The organism is Paenibacillus sp. HGH0039 (genome assembly GCF_000411255.1).
GTDB lineage: Bacteria > Bacillota > Bacilli > Paenibacillales > NBRC-103111 > Paenibacillus_F.
In genome coordinates this window covers 2,790,014-2,805,232 of sequence record NZ_KE150413.1, presented here as the reverse complement: position 1 = coordinate 2,805,232, position 15,219 = coordinate 2,790,014, and the positions used below count along the sequence as shown (strand labels likewise).

Genomic DNA, 15,219 nt, shown 5'->3' with positions numbered 1-15,219 from the left:
TTTTGATAGGGCCGTATAGTCACTACTAAAAATGGAAAGAAGGCTGACAACATGGGAATGCGTGGATATTACTTTGCAATGGACGACAACCTGGTGCAGCAAATCGCAGCAGGCGACATTGCATTGAAGAGTTTGAAAATAGACGATTATCCCGGACTGGACATTGATAGATCCTGGGAGGCGATTCACTACTTGCTTTGTGGAGATATTTCCGATGGAGAGCCCCCTCTTGGCTATGTTGTTCCGCTGACGTCAGACAAAGGCATCGACTTTGGCTCATTCGGGGCGTTTTCCTTACGCGCCGAGCAAGTTGCAGAAGCGCTTCAGGCTATGTCTGAGCTGGATGAAGCGCAGCTCCGCTTGCGGTATGATTTCCCGGTCATGCTCAAGGAAGAGGTATATCCTCTTGAGGCTGGCATTGTTTCAGACGAGGATGAGGAAGAGTTCTTTGCCTACATGCTTCAGCATTTTAACGAAATCCGGCGTTTCTACAGCCAAACTGCAGCCGAGGGCAAAGGTCTCATCTTCTATATTTTCTGATTCCAATCCTTTGAATCATCGCAAGCGGCAAATAAAATCATTACATAGGTTCATGGGATTCCTCACCTAACTTCATATTGTTGGACATAAGAAACGACCCCGAACTGGGAAGCCAGCCGCTTATATGAAGAACGGCAAAAGTATTTGCTTGATGAAGCTTCCATGATTGAGTGGGCGACGGAAAAGGGTATAGTGAATGGAATTGCCGTGGACGAGCAAAAGAAAGCCATCGAAATTGCGAAAAATAGGCTGAACATGGGGATTCAAGTTCCAGACATCGCTAAAGCGAGCGAACTTTCAGAAGCGGAAACGGAATCTCTGAAATAAACTTGATAAGTTAGGACAGACCGAACCCGCGAAGCTTGGAGATGCTGGTTCCAGCAAAAAAAGCACTCATCAGAGTGCTTTTTTTCTTATATATTGCATTAAAAGAAGTACGAATTTCTAATTCAAGCGGCTGATGAAGCGAACCAGGCGGAGTATTTTAGGTTCGAACGCAGACTTCTATTCGGAAGCAAGGCGGCGTAAGCAGATCGAGACCTGAGGGAGATGATTCTACATACGCTCAACGATCCACAGCAGATCCGAAGAGCTCGGGTCAACCCTCTGGCAGCGAGCTTCGGTACCGCCAAATTGATGGCGGCGACAAGGCCCACGACCAAGATAGCACACGCGCACACGTAAGGGTAGAACCAGCCCCGGTTGCCGTGATGGGTTCACGGCACCAAGGGACATTGTCTGTGGGGCGATCATTATTGCCCGGCTTCCTTGTACGCACCGGCCAAGATGTCATCAATTAGAGTCGGCCCGGCGGGCGTCCATGCGAGCAGTTCACGGGTGCGTTCGCTGGAGCCGTTCATGGATAGTTTGAAGAACCTGCCGACAAAACCGAAGTGCGCAGCTGCATCCTCCGGCGCGATCGTGGTCACCGGGATATCGAGGGCGCGTCCGATGGCTTCGGCGATCGCCCGGGTGGAGATGGTTTCCTCTGCGACCGCATGCAGGCGTGATCCGGCCGGCGCCTTCTCGATTCCAAGCCGGATGAGCTTGGCGGCATCCGAACGGTGCACCGCGGACCATGCGTGGGAGCCGTCATCGATGTACCGGACACGCCATGCTTGCGTGCAGCGCTCACCAGGAAATTGACAAAGCCCCAGTCTCCGGCCCCGTGAACTGTCGGTGCGAAGCGGATGATGATAGTCCGTACTCCGCGACCGACGTAGTCGAGAGCGAGGTTCTCAGCGCCGCCTCGGTGAGAGTCCGGGCTCACGTCAGGCGACGGGTCCGTCTCCAGTACCGGCCGCCCCTGAAACAGACCGGACATTCCAGTCGCGACCATGAAAGGCCGGTTGGTACCGACCAGCGCCTCGGCAAGGGTTTCGACTGCAGCCCGCTCAGCTCGGTCAGACTCCGCCGGATTTGCAAAGTCGTGCTTGTTCGCCAGGTGAACGACAGCCTCCGCCTCGGCCGCCCCGCGGCGTAGGGAGTCGAGGTCATCGAGGTCCCCGCGCAGAACCTTCGCGCCTTTCGCCTCGAGCGACGCAGCAGAGACGTCCGACCGGACCAACCCGACGACCTTGTGTCCAGCTTTCAGCAGCTCATCTACGGTGGCCGATCCGATCCACCCTGTTGCTCCAGTGACAAATACATTCATTCGTGTTACCTCCTTGCAGCCCTTCTGTGGGCTACGGCATATTTTTTGCGGTTACTCGCATCATCAGAATACAAGACGACATCCGTCCTCTTTGATTACGAGACAACGTGTAACTTAATATACTATAAACGGTACATGGTGTCCAGTATTTCATTGACGCAAGACGTGTGTGAATGCCGTCTTAGCGACATGATTTGGAAAGCGGCCGGTCGATGTCGTAATGTTATACTTTCGAGACACTATGCACCGAAAATATAACATATACGAGACATCGTGTCTATATATAAAATGGACAAGAAGCAACGTCCCCTTGTATAATTGAGACATGGACAAAGAACACAATCCCGTCGGCCGTCCCCGAAACGAGCAAGCGAGGACGGCTATTCTAAATGCAGTTGACGACCTCTTGATCGAGGTCGGGTATGCGGCAATGACGATGAAGGGCATCTCCGAGAGGGCCGGAGTGTCCAGGCAGACCGTGTATCGATGGTGGTCACACAAAGCGGAGATCCTGTTTGAGGCCAGCGCAGCCGATGCGGAGGAGGAGCTTGAGATTAGTCTCTCAGGAGATCCTTTGGACGACATCACGGCCTACCTGGAAGCACTCCTGCGCTTCCTCGCGCACTCACTGGCCGGTGCCGCTTATCGGGCACTCCTCGGTGAAGCGCAGCATGACTCCGTCGTGGCGGAGCTGCTCTCCGCGAAAGATCCGCTCGGCGATAGCGCTCGTGTCGTGATCGAGCGCGCGCTCGGGAAGGATACGCTGCCAGTCCCGCTCGACCAGGCTACTGCCTTGCTGATCGGGCCGAGCTTCTTCTGGATCTTGAGCGGACGCGATCCCGCTCAACTTGTCCCGCGGGAGCTGGCCGAGAATTTTATTCGCGACCTCCAGGCGCGACAATCCCGGTGAACGAAGGCTCATCCCGGCGACGGCGCCTCCAAAATTTCATAGCCGAACTTTAAACGATGAAAGTCGCACGATGAGAGATCGCTGCGAAACCCTTGTTTTTTTGTTAAACAGGGGCTTTAGAGAACCGACTACATGAGTTTATAAGTAAAATGCAGCGCGTATCCATTAGGATTCGGGCTGCATTTTACTTGTCAGCATCGTCATTCGTTTGGCATTCACCTCTTAATTGTATTTGACGATTCCAAAGAGGCAGATGCATTGTAAGATTCGTGGAGGAGATGGGCGCGAAGGCATTTATTTAACGAGTAAATGTTCCAAAACCGCCCCCTCATGTAGAAACAACCGAATGGGAGTTTCTTAAAAATGTCTGGGTAGCGTTAGGAGTACCTTCAGAATCATTACTTAGAAGAAGATAAAGCTACTAATACCTTTGAAAATGCACGTTTCTCCTTGGAAGTGTTACAGCAACAAGGAATTCACCCAGAAAAGGTTGTTTTCGTTCATTCAAATGATTAAACTAACGGATAACAGTAGGTTCAAGTAATCGATGAGACGAAGAGGGGGAAACCGAAATGAAGACGATCAAGTGCATGATGGACCATCTCTACTGGGCGGACGGACGCATCTTGGACGCGCTCGAGGAGAGTGAGACGAAGAACAAGGACCTTCTGAAGCTGGTTCGGCACGTCGCGGTCGCGGAACGAGTTTGGCTGTCCCGATTGCAGGGCAAGGGCAGCGCGCAATATTCGTTGTGGGAGGAAGCCGAAGACCTGACGGCGATCCGGACGATGTTCGAAGAAAACGCCGAGCAATATCGCGTCTATATCGAAGGGCTCGAGGACTCCGAGTTGGACGAGATGATCGACTATGCGAACCAGAGCGGGGTTCCGTTCCGAACGTCCGTCCGGGACATCCTGTCGCAGGTCCTCTTACATGGGCAATATCACCGGGGACAGATCAACCGGGCACTTCGGATCGAATCGGCAGAGCCTGCCCAAGTCGATTACATCACGTTCGCAAGGCTCTAACAAGGCCTAATAATCACCATTACTCGGAATGGGATTGGCATTGAATTAACGCGAAACGTTAGTTCAATAAAACAGCGACAGTCTTATAAAATAAAAAATCCCTCCGAATACATGAGATAGCCGCCCCCTTAGCGTACTGCTAAAGGACCGGCTTATTTATTTTCCCATAAAGAGTGAAATGTCGAACAAGGATAGTATTAATCTTGACTTCAGGTGAGGACCATATTTGATTTACTACAATACGGATAAAAACAATTCACTGTATGAAAATCGTAGAAATAATGAATCGAAGGAAGGATCGTTTATTGGAAACCGTTTTACAAGTCCTCCAATACCGCAAGATCGAATTACAAAATTGTAAGGTAGATGTAAGGCAAATAGATAGCTTAGGCCAGCCTGTCAGGATAAAATTGGGGCAAAAGAAAATAAAAGGAGAATCGAGATGAGGCTGTTTGAACTGCTGCTTTTTTTGTCAAACATCGGCTTGTTTGCATTAACAGTCCTATTAAAAAAAGGACGGCGTAGAATTCCAGTATTCGTTGCCAGCGGGATCGCCACACTTTTACTGGTCATTCATTGGACGGTGGAAGGATACAGAGTTCAGCTATTTTTCCCATATTGCATAACGATCATTTTTTTAGCGGTTTCAGGTTATAGCTATTTCAAAAAAACCGGCCAAAAAAAAATCCCACGATTCATGGTGGGTTCAGTTTATACCGCTATAGTGATAATGCTGGTCGTAACAGCGGGCCTCGTGTATGCTTTTCCTGTATTTAAACTACCTGAACCGACAGGTAAATTTAAGGTAGGAACGCAAACTTATCATTTTGTGGATACAAATAGGGAAGAGATTTTCGACGAAGCTAAAGATAGTAAGAGAGAATTGATGGTTCAGGTATGGTATCCGGCTCAAGCTGGCACCGGCAAGTACGCTCCCCTTATTCCCGATACCCAGATTTTACGTTATATGGCCGCGAACTACGGCCTTCCCGGGTTTACTTTGCAACACCTGAAGTACGTATCCGGTCATGCTTATTCGGGGGCCGAAGTCTCTTCGGCACAGACTTCATACCCGCTGATCCTTGCGAATCCCGGTTTCGGCTCTTCCAGGTTCCTCCACACGTCGCAAGCCGAAAATCTCGCGAGTCACGGATATATCGTGGCAGTGATCGACCACACCTACAATACATTTGCAACCGAGTTTCCGGACGGTCGAATCACGACCATCAATACCAACGACTTATTCTCGCCCGACCATGATTACCGGACGGAAAGCGGAAATCGCGACAAGTTGGGAAAAGTTTTAACCGACGATGTGGCGTTTACGCTGAATCAATTCGAGCTCATCCAATCGGGGCAGATTCCAAGTTATCTAAAAGGGAGGATTGATCTCGGTCATGTCGGGGTGTTCGGTCATTCCATCGGCGGAGCGACGGCCTATGACGCTTCTTATGATCCGCGAATCGCGGTTGGAATAGACTTGGATGGAGCGCTTTATCGACTGCGTGACAGAGAGGGTCTGCGAAAGCCGTTTTTGTTCATGAACTCGGAAAGCGAATTCGAAAGATTAAAGATGGTGACGGATAACCACGCCTACACGGAGGCAGAGCTTAAACGCATGGGCAACACAAGAGAGTGGATGGATCAAGTAACGGAAGATAAAAAGTTAGAGCTTGAACGGATGCGCGAAACGGTTGCTTCAGGGGGGCAATTCCTCTATATCGACAATACGGAGCATTTGAATTTTACCGACGTACAGTTCATTTCTCCGATTTTCAACATGCTGGGCATTACAGGAAAGATTGCGCCCGAAAGAGCGAACTCCGTTATCAATGCCTATATGCTGGATTTCTTCGATATGTATCTGAAAAATCAAGGCGGAATCTTAATGAAAGGACCGGAGAGCCGCTTTCCGGAGGTGAAGTTCGAAACCTCGCTATTATAAATTACGGAGCAGGCTACCGATTTTGATAGGCTCCCCTTCAAGTAGACAGGTTTAACAAAGGGTATGTTTGTGTCATTGGACAAGACATGTCGGAGGACAAGAACATACAACGTTAAGGAGCCGCATGGTTGCGGCTTTTTTTTATTTTAACGATACATGTTCTTGTCTTTTGCTCTGGATAAGAACATATATCCTTACCCGTATTTGAACAAGAAGATGTATTCATTGCCGAGCACAGGAGCATCTCGTACGTCCTTCTTACGATTCCATAACGGGCCGGTAAGGGTCCCGGATTTCATAGAAATGATCCAATAATGAAACAAGTTGTTTGGCCGCAGGAGAAAGATGTTTTTGGCGATGATAAACATAACAGATCCCTCTAATGAAGGTAACTCCTCTTATGGGTATTTTGACGATTAATCCGTTTTTAACTTCTTGTTGAATGGCAAAATTAGAAACAATCGATACGCCAAGTTCATGGATGACCGCTTGTTTAATTCCTTCCAAGTTGCTGATTTCCAGATATTTAGGCGGAGTAAACCCTAATTCCTCAAATTTTCCTTCCAAATAACTTCGCGTGGCCGATTTATCAGGTTTTATTATGAACGTTTCGTTGGCCAATTCCTGTAGGGTACAATCCGGCTTTGCGGCAAGCGGGTGCAAAGGATTGACAATAAGAACAAGCTCGTCATCGTAAAAAGTTTTACTTTCAAAACGGGATTCATCCATCAAAACTCGATCAGACAGAACAAGAAATTCAACTTTATTAGAATCCAACATGTGAATAAGATGGCTAGAAGAAGTAATGCTCATGTTGATTTTAATATTTGGAAACGTTTTGGAGTAATTGCGCAGGATCATGGGGAGCAGATAGACACCCACAAAATTGCTCGCACCGAACGATAATGTACCATAGGATAAGTCCTCCAACTGCCTGATATGATCTTTAGCTGAATGCAGCAGGTTGATCATTTGCTCCGCATAAGGCTTGAAGTGCTCGCCTTGTTTGGTCAGGTAAAGCTTTTTGCCGATCCGGTCAAAAAGTAATACCCCCAACTCCGCTTCCATGCTTTGAATTTGCATGCTTACGGACGGTTGGGAGCAATAGAGCAATTCGGCCGCTTCCGTAAAGTTCAAGCACTCGGATAGAGTGAGGAACGTTTGCAGTTTGCTGAAGTTCATAAACAGGTCACCTTTCATGGGAATTGTATTATAATGATTTGTTATTGTTTATAAAAGATAATCAAATTGATTGATGCAACTATCGTTACTATACTAAAAGTGCAAATAAAAATAAATAGAAGGATGGGGATTCAATGTATGAATGATGGTTGCCAGAGAGGCGGGAACGATAACAAGATGTGATGATTACAAGAATAAAATCAAATGGATTCAAGCAAAAATATTGTTTATTATGAAAGCGTTATCATTAGACGGGGAGGGCACAAGATGTCTGAGGTCAAAGAGAGCGTAGAAAGTGATAACAAACAGCCGCCGATCAAGAAAAAAAGCAAGATGGAGGAAAGGTTGAAGAAGTGGGGGATTCCCCTGGCCATTACGGTCGTATTGCTACTTTTCTTTATGCCGACGCCTGAAGGCATGAGCGCTCAAGCCCAAAGTTCGATCGCCATATTCACCGGAGCGCTCATTCTTTGGATTACCACCCCGATTCCTATTTATTTGACATCCATTATTGCGATTTTACTGCTTCCTCTAGTTGGAGCTGTTAAGGATCAATCGGTCGCGTTCGAAACTTTAGGGTATGACGTCATCTGGCTGATGGTCTCCGCGTTTATTCTCACCGCTGCCATGATCAAGTCGAATTTGGGCAGAAGATTATCGTTATGGATGGTCACAAAGTTCGGTAAGACGCCGAAAACGACGTTGTTCTTATTGATTGTGATCAATTTTATTCTCGCCTTCTTCGTTCCTTCCACTACGGCTAGAGCTACACTTATGGTGCCGATTTGCCTAATTTTGTTGGAAGTCTACAAAGCGATACCGGGTAAAAGCAACCTTGGAAAGACGATGATGCTCCAGGGGATTCAAGCCGACGCGATTGCGACATCGGGTGTCATGACGGCTACTTCGGGAAACATCATTGCAGTCGGATTCATTAATGATCAAGCAGGGGGCGACATCGGCTACATGGATTGGCTTCTGGCCTCTATGCCCACTGCGATCGTTACGATGCTCATCACATTCTTCGTCGGATTAAAGCTGTTTTCATTCAAGGATGAAAACAATTTCACAAACGCAATGGATACTCTTAGGGATGAGTTAAAGAAGTTGGGTTCGTTCTCCCTGGATGAAAAGAAGGCTGTGGCGATCTTTATTTTTACTGTAATTCTATGGGCGACCGGTGACTATCACAAGGCTTGGTTTGGTTTCGAGATCAGCACGGAACAAACGGCCGTGCTCTCTGCGCTCCTGTGTCTCTTGCCCCGAGTCGGTTTGCTGACATGGAAAGAGACCAACATCAAATGGGAGCTGATGATTTTCGCGGCAGGTGCCTACGCGGTCGGTAATGCGCTGGATAAATCGAAAGGCGCAGAATGGATCATTAGCAAGGTCGTAGGAGCGCTGGGCTTAGAGCAGATGAACCATGCTCTGGTTTATATCGTGGTAGTGTTCCTCAGCATGTACAGCCATCTTATCTTTACAAGCAAAACCGTCCGGGTGACGATATTGATACCAGCATTCATCGCACTGGCCAAAACGCTCGGAATGGACCCGGTCCCGCTAGCTTTAGCCGCAGCCATGACCATGACGTACACCATTACGCTTCCCCCGCATTCCAAGGTGAATACCATCTATTTCGGAACAGGCTATTTTACCGTATTGGATCAAGTGAAATATGCGGTCGTTACATGCTTTATCGGTGCTTGCGTGATCAGCTTGGCCATATTCACCTGGTTTAAAGTAATCGGAATATAGAATAGTAGGAGGATACCATGCTGCAGAGAAAAGTTATTTTAGCCATTGCTGACGGGGTAGGGGACCGCCCCCACCCATTGCTTAATCATGAAACGCCGTTGGAATTCGCGAAGACGCCTCATTTGGACAAGCTAGCTTTGATGGGCATTTCAGGCATGATGGATTTGATCGGTTCGGGCATTCCCGTGGGAACGGATATGGGGCATATGATTTTATTCGGCTACCAGCCGCATCATTATCCCGGACGGGGACCGATCGAAGCTTTGGGAATCGGAATGGATGTTCAAGAGGGAGATGTCGTGCTTCGGTGCAATTTCGCCACGGTGGACGAATACGGAATCGTTGTCGATCGCAGAGCGGGACGGATACGAGAGGGAACGGATGAAATCGCGAATGCAATCGACGGTTTGGAGCTTCAAGGGGTAAAGGTGTATTTTAAGCCGGCAACGGAGCATCGAGCTGTACTTATCCTGCGGGGATCCGGATTGAGCGAAAATGTCAGCGATTCGGACCCTAAAGCACCGAACGATGGATGTCCCTATGAAGAGGTACAGCCGCTGGACGATTCCGAGGAATCCAAGAGAACGGCATCGATACTAAATAGGCTTCTTTCTAAATTTCACGCCATCTTATCGGATCATCCAGTCAATGCCAAACGTATCGAACAGGGCAAACTGCCTGCTAATTTTATTCTTACGAGGGGAGCCGGGAAGATGGCTCGGCTTGAGCCCGTCACGGATGAACTAAATATAAAGGGAAGCTGCATCGCGGGAGAAAGTACGGTTCTCGGTGTTGCACGGCTGGCCGGCTTTAAAGCCATCACGGATAGCAGTATGACAGGAAATATCGATACGAATATTGAGCTGAAAGCTAAACTGGCGATCGAAGAAATCGCCCACAGTGACATGGTTTTGGTCCATTTCAAGGCGCCTGACCTAAAAGGTCATGATAATGAACCGCTTGAAAAAGCAAAAGCGATCGAGCAGTTCGATAAAATGGTGGGGCTTATCGCTCAGGGACTGCCTGAAAACACGTATCTCGCATTGGCTGCCGATCACTCAACGCCTTGTGAGGTTGGAGAACATACCGGCGACCCCGTTCCGATTCTGATCTACGGGCCTAGCATCCGAAGAGACCGGAATTGGCGGTACAATGAAATTGATTGTGCTTCTGGAGGGTTAGGACATTTAACCGGAAATGAATTTGTCCGAACACTCCACGGTTTTATGGGCCGAGTGAAAAAACTGGGGAATTAGCTATTGCACAATCCTTTTGATAAGAAAAGTGATAAATGATAAGGAGAAAGCAGTTATAGGGGAGCTAGCTTGGTCTACTTCAACAGTACCTAAATAGTTATTCAAGAGAGGCTAGGAATTTTCCCGGTCTCTCTTTTTTTGCAAATGTGAATCGACCATCAAACGTGTAATGCATGATCCCCCTGGATTACGCTAAACCAGCTAATATTTTGTCAAGATAATTCAAGAAAAGTTTAAAAAGATGATGCTATAATAGAATCTGTGCATGCCAAATAACCCTCCAATGTGTGGTTGGAAAGTTTTTCTCTCCATTATTGGATGTGAAACGAAGGTAGGAGGAAAGGATCTTATATGGGAAACCGGACGTTCCTGAGCGTTACAAACGCCGATACAGATTCAGTCGATTATGAGAATATAGCTTTCGAGACGAATAATTTTCTCGCTCCAGTATGGTTTTGTCTGGTCAGCCAAGAGCAGTTCCAGCGCTATAGCGGGCAGCTTATGCATGCATGGAGCAAGATTCAACCCCATATGGACCAACCGGATGTGGAGGATCTGCCGGAGTGGGAAGGCTTTTCCGAGGCATTCCAATGGCAGATTCCATGGGCGGATGCTGCAGAGCAGTTGCGCCTGAGTTTACCCGGCATGCTGGCCCATTTCCCTTCGCTTGCCGCTCCTGTACATGAGTGGCTGGAAACCTTATCGACCCATGTACAGCGGTATTCTGCTGCCGTTATTCATCTGGAGCTTTCGCAATATTTCTCGTTCACGGGCGATCCCGCCCTCTATCTGAAAGACATTCAAGAATACGTTACCCTCTGGCAGTCGCCGCATCCCTCGCAGGAGAAGGTCTGGCAGGGAGCAGCCGATAACTTCTATATGCTGAATGGGGAGCATTTGCCATGGAGAGAACGTACGGTAACTCAGACGGAGCAAGCTCCGGAAATTCCGGAAATTCAGCCGGCACAGTCCATTCCTCCAGCATCTGGGAAGCGCCAGCCCAAATGGCGGCAGGAGCTCTACATATGGTTGCTTGCGATTCTGTCCGCAGCCCTCTTTCTTACCGTCTATGTCAAGACTTCCAGTGGTTGGTTGGCGGTGTTCGGCTTCCTCATCCCCTCTCTGTTTATCGTTTTGTGGCATGTGATTATCGCTCCTAAAAGAACCTCCCGCCATCGGCTGGAGGAGGCCACGACCTTGAAGTGGAACAGTACCCCCTCTTATGCTGTGCTCCGGATTGAGTATTTCGATGGGCATTCACCTATTGGGGTGGATGGCATGGAAACCGGCCCTTCGGAGGATAAATCATTACCCGATCTTGTCCCCTGGCTGCAAATCATGCAAGCGAAGGTGCTTTCATCTCATGAGGTTGAGCTCATGATTTCTACTAAAAATCCACCAGTCTCTACCTTACAACTTCATTTGAAGCTGGATGAACAGCTGGTAGCCAAGGATACCGTGTCAGCGGTAAATGCCATTGTGTTGGCTCATAAAATGTCCATTTAACTGCAATGACTTCGACCTCAACAAGAAAGCCGTTCTTACAGTAATTGCGCAGGCGTGATAATGTAAATTATTTTTGAAAGATAAAGTATGAAAAAAATTATGGTTCACAAGATAAACCCATATTTTTAAATATCCATCTGTGCAAATGGGGGTTGCACAATCTCCCTAGCAATTTAAGTATGGAGCCTGCAGAAAATAGCAGCTACGGAACCAGACTATAAAATATAGTGGAGGTAAAACGCTTACGCTTGAGAAAATGAAGGTATCGGAATCGCCCCGTTTGATTAAAATTTGGTCTGATCCAGATGAATACTAATTGTTTTACTGATGAAAATCAGGCAAAAGAAATGATTAAACTCCTTGATGAACTTTTAAGTCTCTAGAAAAGGGGTGGATGGGCATGCCACTCCTACTCATAATCACATATCTGACAGGGCGTCCGTTGTTATGAAGCGTATAAATGAGATAGAGGCGATGGATGTTGGCACTGATTTCAGTATTTATTATGTGATACAATAAGTACAAAAGGTATAATTTGGAAATTAGGAACGGAGGGAAACCTTGCTTAAGTGGAATAGCGATGTATGGGGAAAGCTGACAGGACCGTACAGTTCTGCAGAAAACGTATCTGTGTTATTGCAGCAGTTAATGCGGCAATATAGTCAGGAGATTTTTGATGAAATCTTTCAAGAGTACTTGTACCATCAAAATACGATATATACGGCTACATATGCAGCAATGCCGTTTTTGGCACAAATAGCATGTTCTACATCAGATGCTGAAGTGCGCAAAGAGCTCTTTGTAAATTGCGGTATAATCGAGGCAAGCCGTGATGGGCACGATGAGGAGCCATTTCCAGAATCTTGGGCTGAACTGGCTGAAGATGTAGGCAGCTCTGTCTGTACTGAATTGTATCGTGAATATTTAGAGGCCATTGGTAAACTCAAGGCGCTTACAAAGGAAGTATTCACCTATACAGCCCGTCATTCCATCGATGAGACGGAGAAACGTTTTATTCTTGTTGCGGATGCCGCTTATCGAGGTTCGTATATGCTTGCCGATATGTTGATGACTTTTATTAACGGGGATGAGTATGTGGCCGTGTGTCCGGCCTGCGAAAATGATGTATTCATCTGGCCTCATGAAGATAATTCTGTAGAAATCGAAATACTTCAAGCCTATGAACAAGATCCCGTCTTTCACACTGATCAGGAATCCCATGTGATCGTCCCGGTCACGTCATTTGCAGATGAAGAAATACGAACATTAGCGGAGCGGGCGGAAGCGATCGGGGAGCAAACATTGGTCAGGCATCTGTATTATTTAGCGGGGGAAACATTATGTCCATCCTGCCGTGAGAAAATTTCCGTATGGCCGTCTTTACTTAGCACATTTTCAAAGTAGACGCAAGTTAAGGAGACGGCGAAAAAAGAATATGGTTTATGTTAACCAATTGGATCTCTAGGAGCTGTCACGCTGCGACAAGCTCCTTCTTATTTTTCGCCGATAGCCCCGTTGAGGTGAACCTTATCATAAGTTGGGCGAAAAAATCTACATTTTATGTCGTTAGGAAGATGTTTATTGTATCATCCCAACATGCTAGCATAGAAACTATTGATAGGAACTATGACACTTTTTTAAAAGATCAAAATCTGATCGAATTGTAGTTTGTTACTATATCGCTTTGACGTTGTAGGATGGGAGGGCCGGTTCCATTCACTATCCTTAACCACGGGAAAGCTAGCTTTCGTGCAGTGCCTTTACGTCAGGCCACCGAACGGCAACGTGACAGTATCTGCTCCACTCTCAATGAGCGACTCAGCAAGTTCGACAATCAGCGACGTCAATCGGAGCGGGAACACACTCCGGCGAGACGCTTTACGCTTGGGGCAAGCAATATTCACGGTTTGCTAACTACACCGATCTTCAAACCTGTCTGACTACGAATGTTCTATGCGCACTGAACGCTGCGCTTGTACGTGGCGTGACCGTGGCGGGTAAGCGCTTCAAGCTTGAAAAATTGAAATAAGGAAGTGGCGAAATGTCAAAAGAATTGTTGGACAAGCTGCAAAGCTGGTATGACGATGATCAGCACGACAAAATTGTTGAAGCGATCGAGCAACTACCTGAATCGGAGCGGGACTACGAATTGGTGGGTCATTATGGCCGAGCGCTTAACAACTTGGGGCGCTACACGGAAGCGTTGCAACAGCTGCTGTCGGTAGAACAGCAAGGAAGACAGGATGCAACGTGGAACTGGCGCATCGGCTATTCTTATTTCTACATGCATCAATGGGAAAAGGCGCTCTCCGCATTCGAGCAGTTCGATCGTCTGGAGCCTGGCAATGCAGATGTGGATAAGTACATAGAGGCTTGCCACGATATTATGGGGAGACAAGCTGTGGCGATCAGGGAGATTACTCGTGTGCCTTTCCGCGAGCGCGACTTCAGTCAGTTCTGGGAGATGAGCGATTATGCGGACAAGAGTTATGTAGAGGCGCCGCCTACTGCCGAGATGATTGCTTCTATTGAAGAGGAGCTTGGATACAAGCTTCCGGCAGATTATATTTGGCTGATGCAGCAGCAGAATGGCGGCATACCGGTCAATACTTGTTTTCCGACTGCCGTCTCGACCTCCTGGGCGGAGGATCATGTAGCCATTACGGGTATTATGGGGATCGGGCGCGAGAAAGCTTATAGTCTGGGCGGCAGTTTGGGCAGCAATTTTATGCAGGAAGAATGGGGCTATCCGGACATCGGGGTTGTCCTGTGCGATTGCCCGTCGGCAGGGCATGATGTCATTATGCTGGATTATCGCGCATGCGGCCGGGACGGCGAGCCTGCAGTTGTACATGTGGATCAAGAGGCTGGTTATTGGGTTACCTTCCTTGCGCCTAACTTTGCGACTTTTATCGCAGGACTGGTCAATGAGGAAGTATTCGACACCTCGGAGCAGGACAAGCTCGATGATTTGGACAAGGTGGAGTATGCGCAATTCTCATCTTTATTGCAATCTTTATGCGAGAAAGCCGACGGAATAGATCGGATTGAAGCGGTCATTCGCAATATTTGCACCCAGATCGTAGAGGACAAAGGCTATTTCGCTTTTCATGCGGACGAGTTGTCCATGCTCATGTATGATATCCAGTTCTGGTTGTACGCCGGGGCAAACCCGGGAGTGACGCGAGCGCAGTATTTGGCGGAGTACGAAAAGATGATCGCCTTTGCGCAAGGCTTCAGCACCGGAGGATACGCGCCAGATTTTGTTTCCAGTTGGCTGGATGAACGGATCAAGCAGGGAGATATCGTAAACAAGGGAGGCGTGTTGAGCTTTACGGCGGCTGCAACGGAGCGGTTAGTGGGTAAGCTGATAGCGATCGAATCTGGCTTGGGTGATGAAAGGTGAGTAACTACAGATGACAGAAACCAAAAATAATGAAACA

Annotated in this window: 12 protein-coding genes and 1 pseudogene; 10 read left to right on the top strand and 3 right to left on the bottom strand. The window is 47.8% G+C overall.

Annotated features, from left to right (window positions below; translation table 11 throughout):
* The first annotated feature begins 51 nt into the window (after nucleotides 1–51).
* A complete protein-coding gene (locus HMPREF1207_RS27105; RefSeq protein WP_009674827.1) occupies nucleotides 52–540 on the top strand; it encodes a YfbM family protein in 489 nt (162 codons plus the stop codon).
* A gap of 162 nt (nucleotides 541–702) precedes the next feature.
* Nucleotides 703–867, top strand: coding sequence for a hypothetical protein (locus tag HMPREF1207_RS27100; RefSeq protein WP_009674851.1), 165 nt, complete (start codon nucleotides 703–705; stop codon nucleotides 865–867).
* Nucleotides 868–1,292: 425 nt separating this feature from the next.
* Here HMPREF1207_RS27100 and HMPREF1207_RS30445 read toward each other — a convergent pair whose 3' ends face one another.
* Together HMPREF1207_RS30445 and HMPREF1207_RS30690 are read right to left on the bottom strand one after the other, a co-directional pair.
* The gene (locus tag HMPREF1207_RS30445; protein WP_009674834.1) at nucleotides 1,293–1,610 is read right to left on the bottom strand and encodes a hypothetical protein; all 318 of its coding nucleotides are present in this window, start codon (nucleotides 1,608–1,610) and stop codon (nucleotides 1,293–1,295) included.
* Between the two features lie 353 nt (nucleotides 1,611–1,963).
* Nucleotides 1,964–2,194: pseudogene (locus HMPREF1207_RS30690) on the bottom strand (NAD-dependent epimerase/dehydratase family protein); the annotation flags it as partial.
* Nucleotides 2,195–2,519: 325 nt separating this feature from the next.
* On the opposite strand from HMPREF1207_RS30690, the gene HMPREF1207_RS27090 reads away from it, so the two are divergent.
* From HMPREF1207_RS27090 to HMPREF1207_RS27080, 3 genes are all read left to right on the top strand, one after another.
* Nucleotides 2,520–3,104, top strand: coding sequence for a TetR/AcrR family transcriptional regulator (locus tag HMPREF1207_RS27090; protein ID WP_009674828.1), 585 nt, complete (start codon nucleotides 2,520–2,522; stop codon nucleotides 3,102–3,104).
* Between the two features lie 572 nt (nucleotides 3,105–3,676).
* Nucleotides 3,677–4,132: a DinB family protein gene (locus HMPREF1207_RS27085; protein WP_009674542.1), complete on the top strand. Its 456-nt coding sequence runs from the start codon at nucleotides 3,677–3,679 to the stop codon at nucleotides 4,130–4,132.
* Between the two features lie 442 nt (nucleotides 4,133–4,574).
* The gene (locus HMPREF1207_RS27080) at nucleotides 4,575–6,077 is read left to right on the top strand and encodes an alpha/beta hydrolase family protein (protein ID WP_009674551.1); all 1,503 of its coding nucleotides are present in this window, start codon (nucleotides 4,575–4,577) and stop codon (nucleotides 6,075–6,077) included.
* 258 nt (nucleotides 6,078–6,335) lie between these two features.
* Here HMPREF1207_RS27080 and HMPREF1207_RS27075 read toward each other — a convergent pair whose 3' ends face one another.
* The gene (locus tag HMPREF1207_RS27075) at nucleotides 6,336–7,259 is read right to left on the bottom strand and encodes a LysR family transcriptional regulator (protein ID WP_009674540.1); all 924 of its coding nucleotides are present in this window, start codon (nucleotides 7,257–7,259) and stop codon (nucleotides 6,336–6,338) included.
* A 267-nt stretch (nucleotides 7,260–7,526) separates the two neighbouring features.
* Here HMPREF1207_RS27075 and HMPREF1207_RS27070 point away from each other — a divergent pair, with 267 nt between their 5' ends.
* The 5 genes from HMPREF1207_RS27070 (at nucleotide 7,527) to HMPREF1207_RS27045 (ending at nucleotide 15,182) form a co-directional block, all read left to right on the top strand.
* On the top strand, nucleotides 7,527–9,014 hold the full coding sequence (locus HMPREF1207_RS27070; RefSeq protein ID WP_009674557.1) for an SLC13 family permease: 1,488 nt from the start codon (nucleotides 7,527–7,529) through the stop codon (nucleotides 9,012–9,014).
* 17 nt (nucleotides 9,015–9,031) lie between these two features.
* Complete coding sequence (locus tag HMPREF1207_RS27065; protein ID WP_009674539.1) at nucleotides 9,032–10,270, top strand: 2,3-bisphosphoglycerate-independent phosphoglycerate mutase; 1,239 nt, start codon at nucleotides 9,032–9,034, stop codon at nucleotides 10,268–10,270.
* A gap of 351 nt (nucleotides 10,271–10,621) precedes the next feature.
* Entirely contained in the window at nucleotides 10,622–11,776 is a 1,155-nt protein-coding gene (locus tag HMPREF1207_RS27060; protein WP_009674553.1) for a hypothetical protein, read from the top strand.
* 561 nt (nucleotides 11,777–12,337) lie between these two features.
* On the top strand, nucleotides 12,338–13,180 hold the full coding sequence (locus HMPREF1207_RS27055; protein ID WP_009674552.1) for a hypothetical protein: 843 nt from the start codon (nucleotides 12,338–12,340) through the stop codon (nucleotides 13,178–13,180).
* Between the two features lie 637 nt (nucleotides 13,181–13,817).
* A complete protein-coding gene (locus HMPREF1207_RS27045; protein WP_016424190.1) occupies nucleotides 13,818–15,182 on the top strand; it encodes an SMI1/KNR4 family protein in 1,365 nt (454 codons plus the stop codon).
* Nucleotides 15,183–15,219: the final 37 nt, after the last annotated feature.

Excerpts from the sequence above, each read along its gene's own strand:
- HMPREF1207_RS27105 (WP_009674827.1), top strand. The coding sequence starts at position 52 with ATGGGAATGCGTGGATATTACTTTGCAATGGACGACAACCTGGTGCAG.
- HMPREF1207_RS27100 (WP_009674851.1), top strand. The coding sequence starts at position 703 with ATGATTGAGTGGGCGACGGAAAAGGGTATAGTGAATGGAATTGCCGTG.
- HMPREF1207_RS27090 (WP_009674828.1), top strand. The coding sequence starts at position 2,520 with ATGGACAAAGAACACAATCCCGTCGGCCGTCCCCGAAACGAGCAAGCG.
- HMPREF1207_RS27085 (WP_009674542.1), top strand. The coding sequence starts at position 3,677 with ATGAAGACGATCAAGTGCATGATGGACCATCTCTACTGGGCGGACGGA.
- HMPREF1207_RS27080 (WP_009674551.1), top strand. The coding sequence starts at position 4,575 with ATGAGGCTGTTTGAACTGCTGCTTTTTTTGTCAAACATCGGCTTGTTT.
- HMPREF1207_RS27075 (WP_009674540.1), bottom strand. The coding sequence starts at position 7,259 with ATGAACTTCAGCAAACTGCAAACGTTCCTCACTCTATCCGAGTGCTTG.
- HMPREF1207_RS27070 (WP_009674557.1), top strand. The coding sequence starts at position 7,527 with ATGTCTGAGGTCAAAGAGAGCGTAGAAAGTGATAACAAACAGCCGCCG.
- HMPREF1207_RS27065 (WP_009674539.1), top strand. The coding sequence starts at position 9,032 with ATGCTGCAGAGAAAAGTTATTTTAGCCATTGCTGACGGGGTAGGGGAC.
- HMPREF1207_RS27060 (WP_009674553.1), top strand. The coding sequence starts at position 10,622 with ATGGGAAACCGGACGTTCCTGAGCGTTACAAACGCCGATACAGATTCA.
- HMPREF1207_RS27045 (WP_016424190.1), top strand. The coding sequence starts at position 13,818 with ATGTCAAAAGAATTGTTGGACAAGCTGCAAAGCTGGTATGACGATGAT.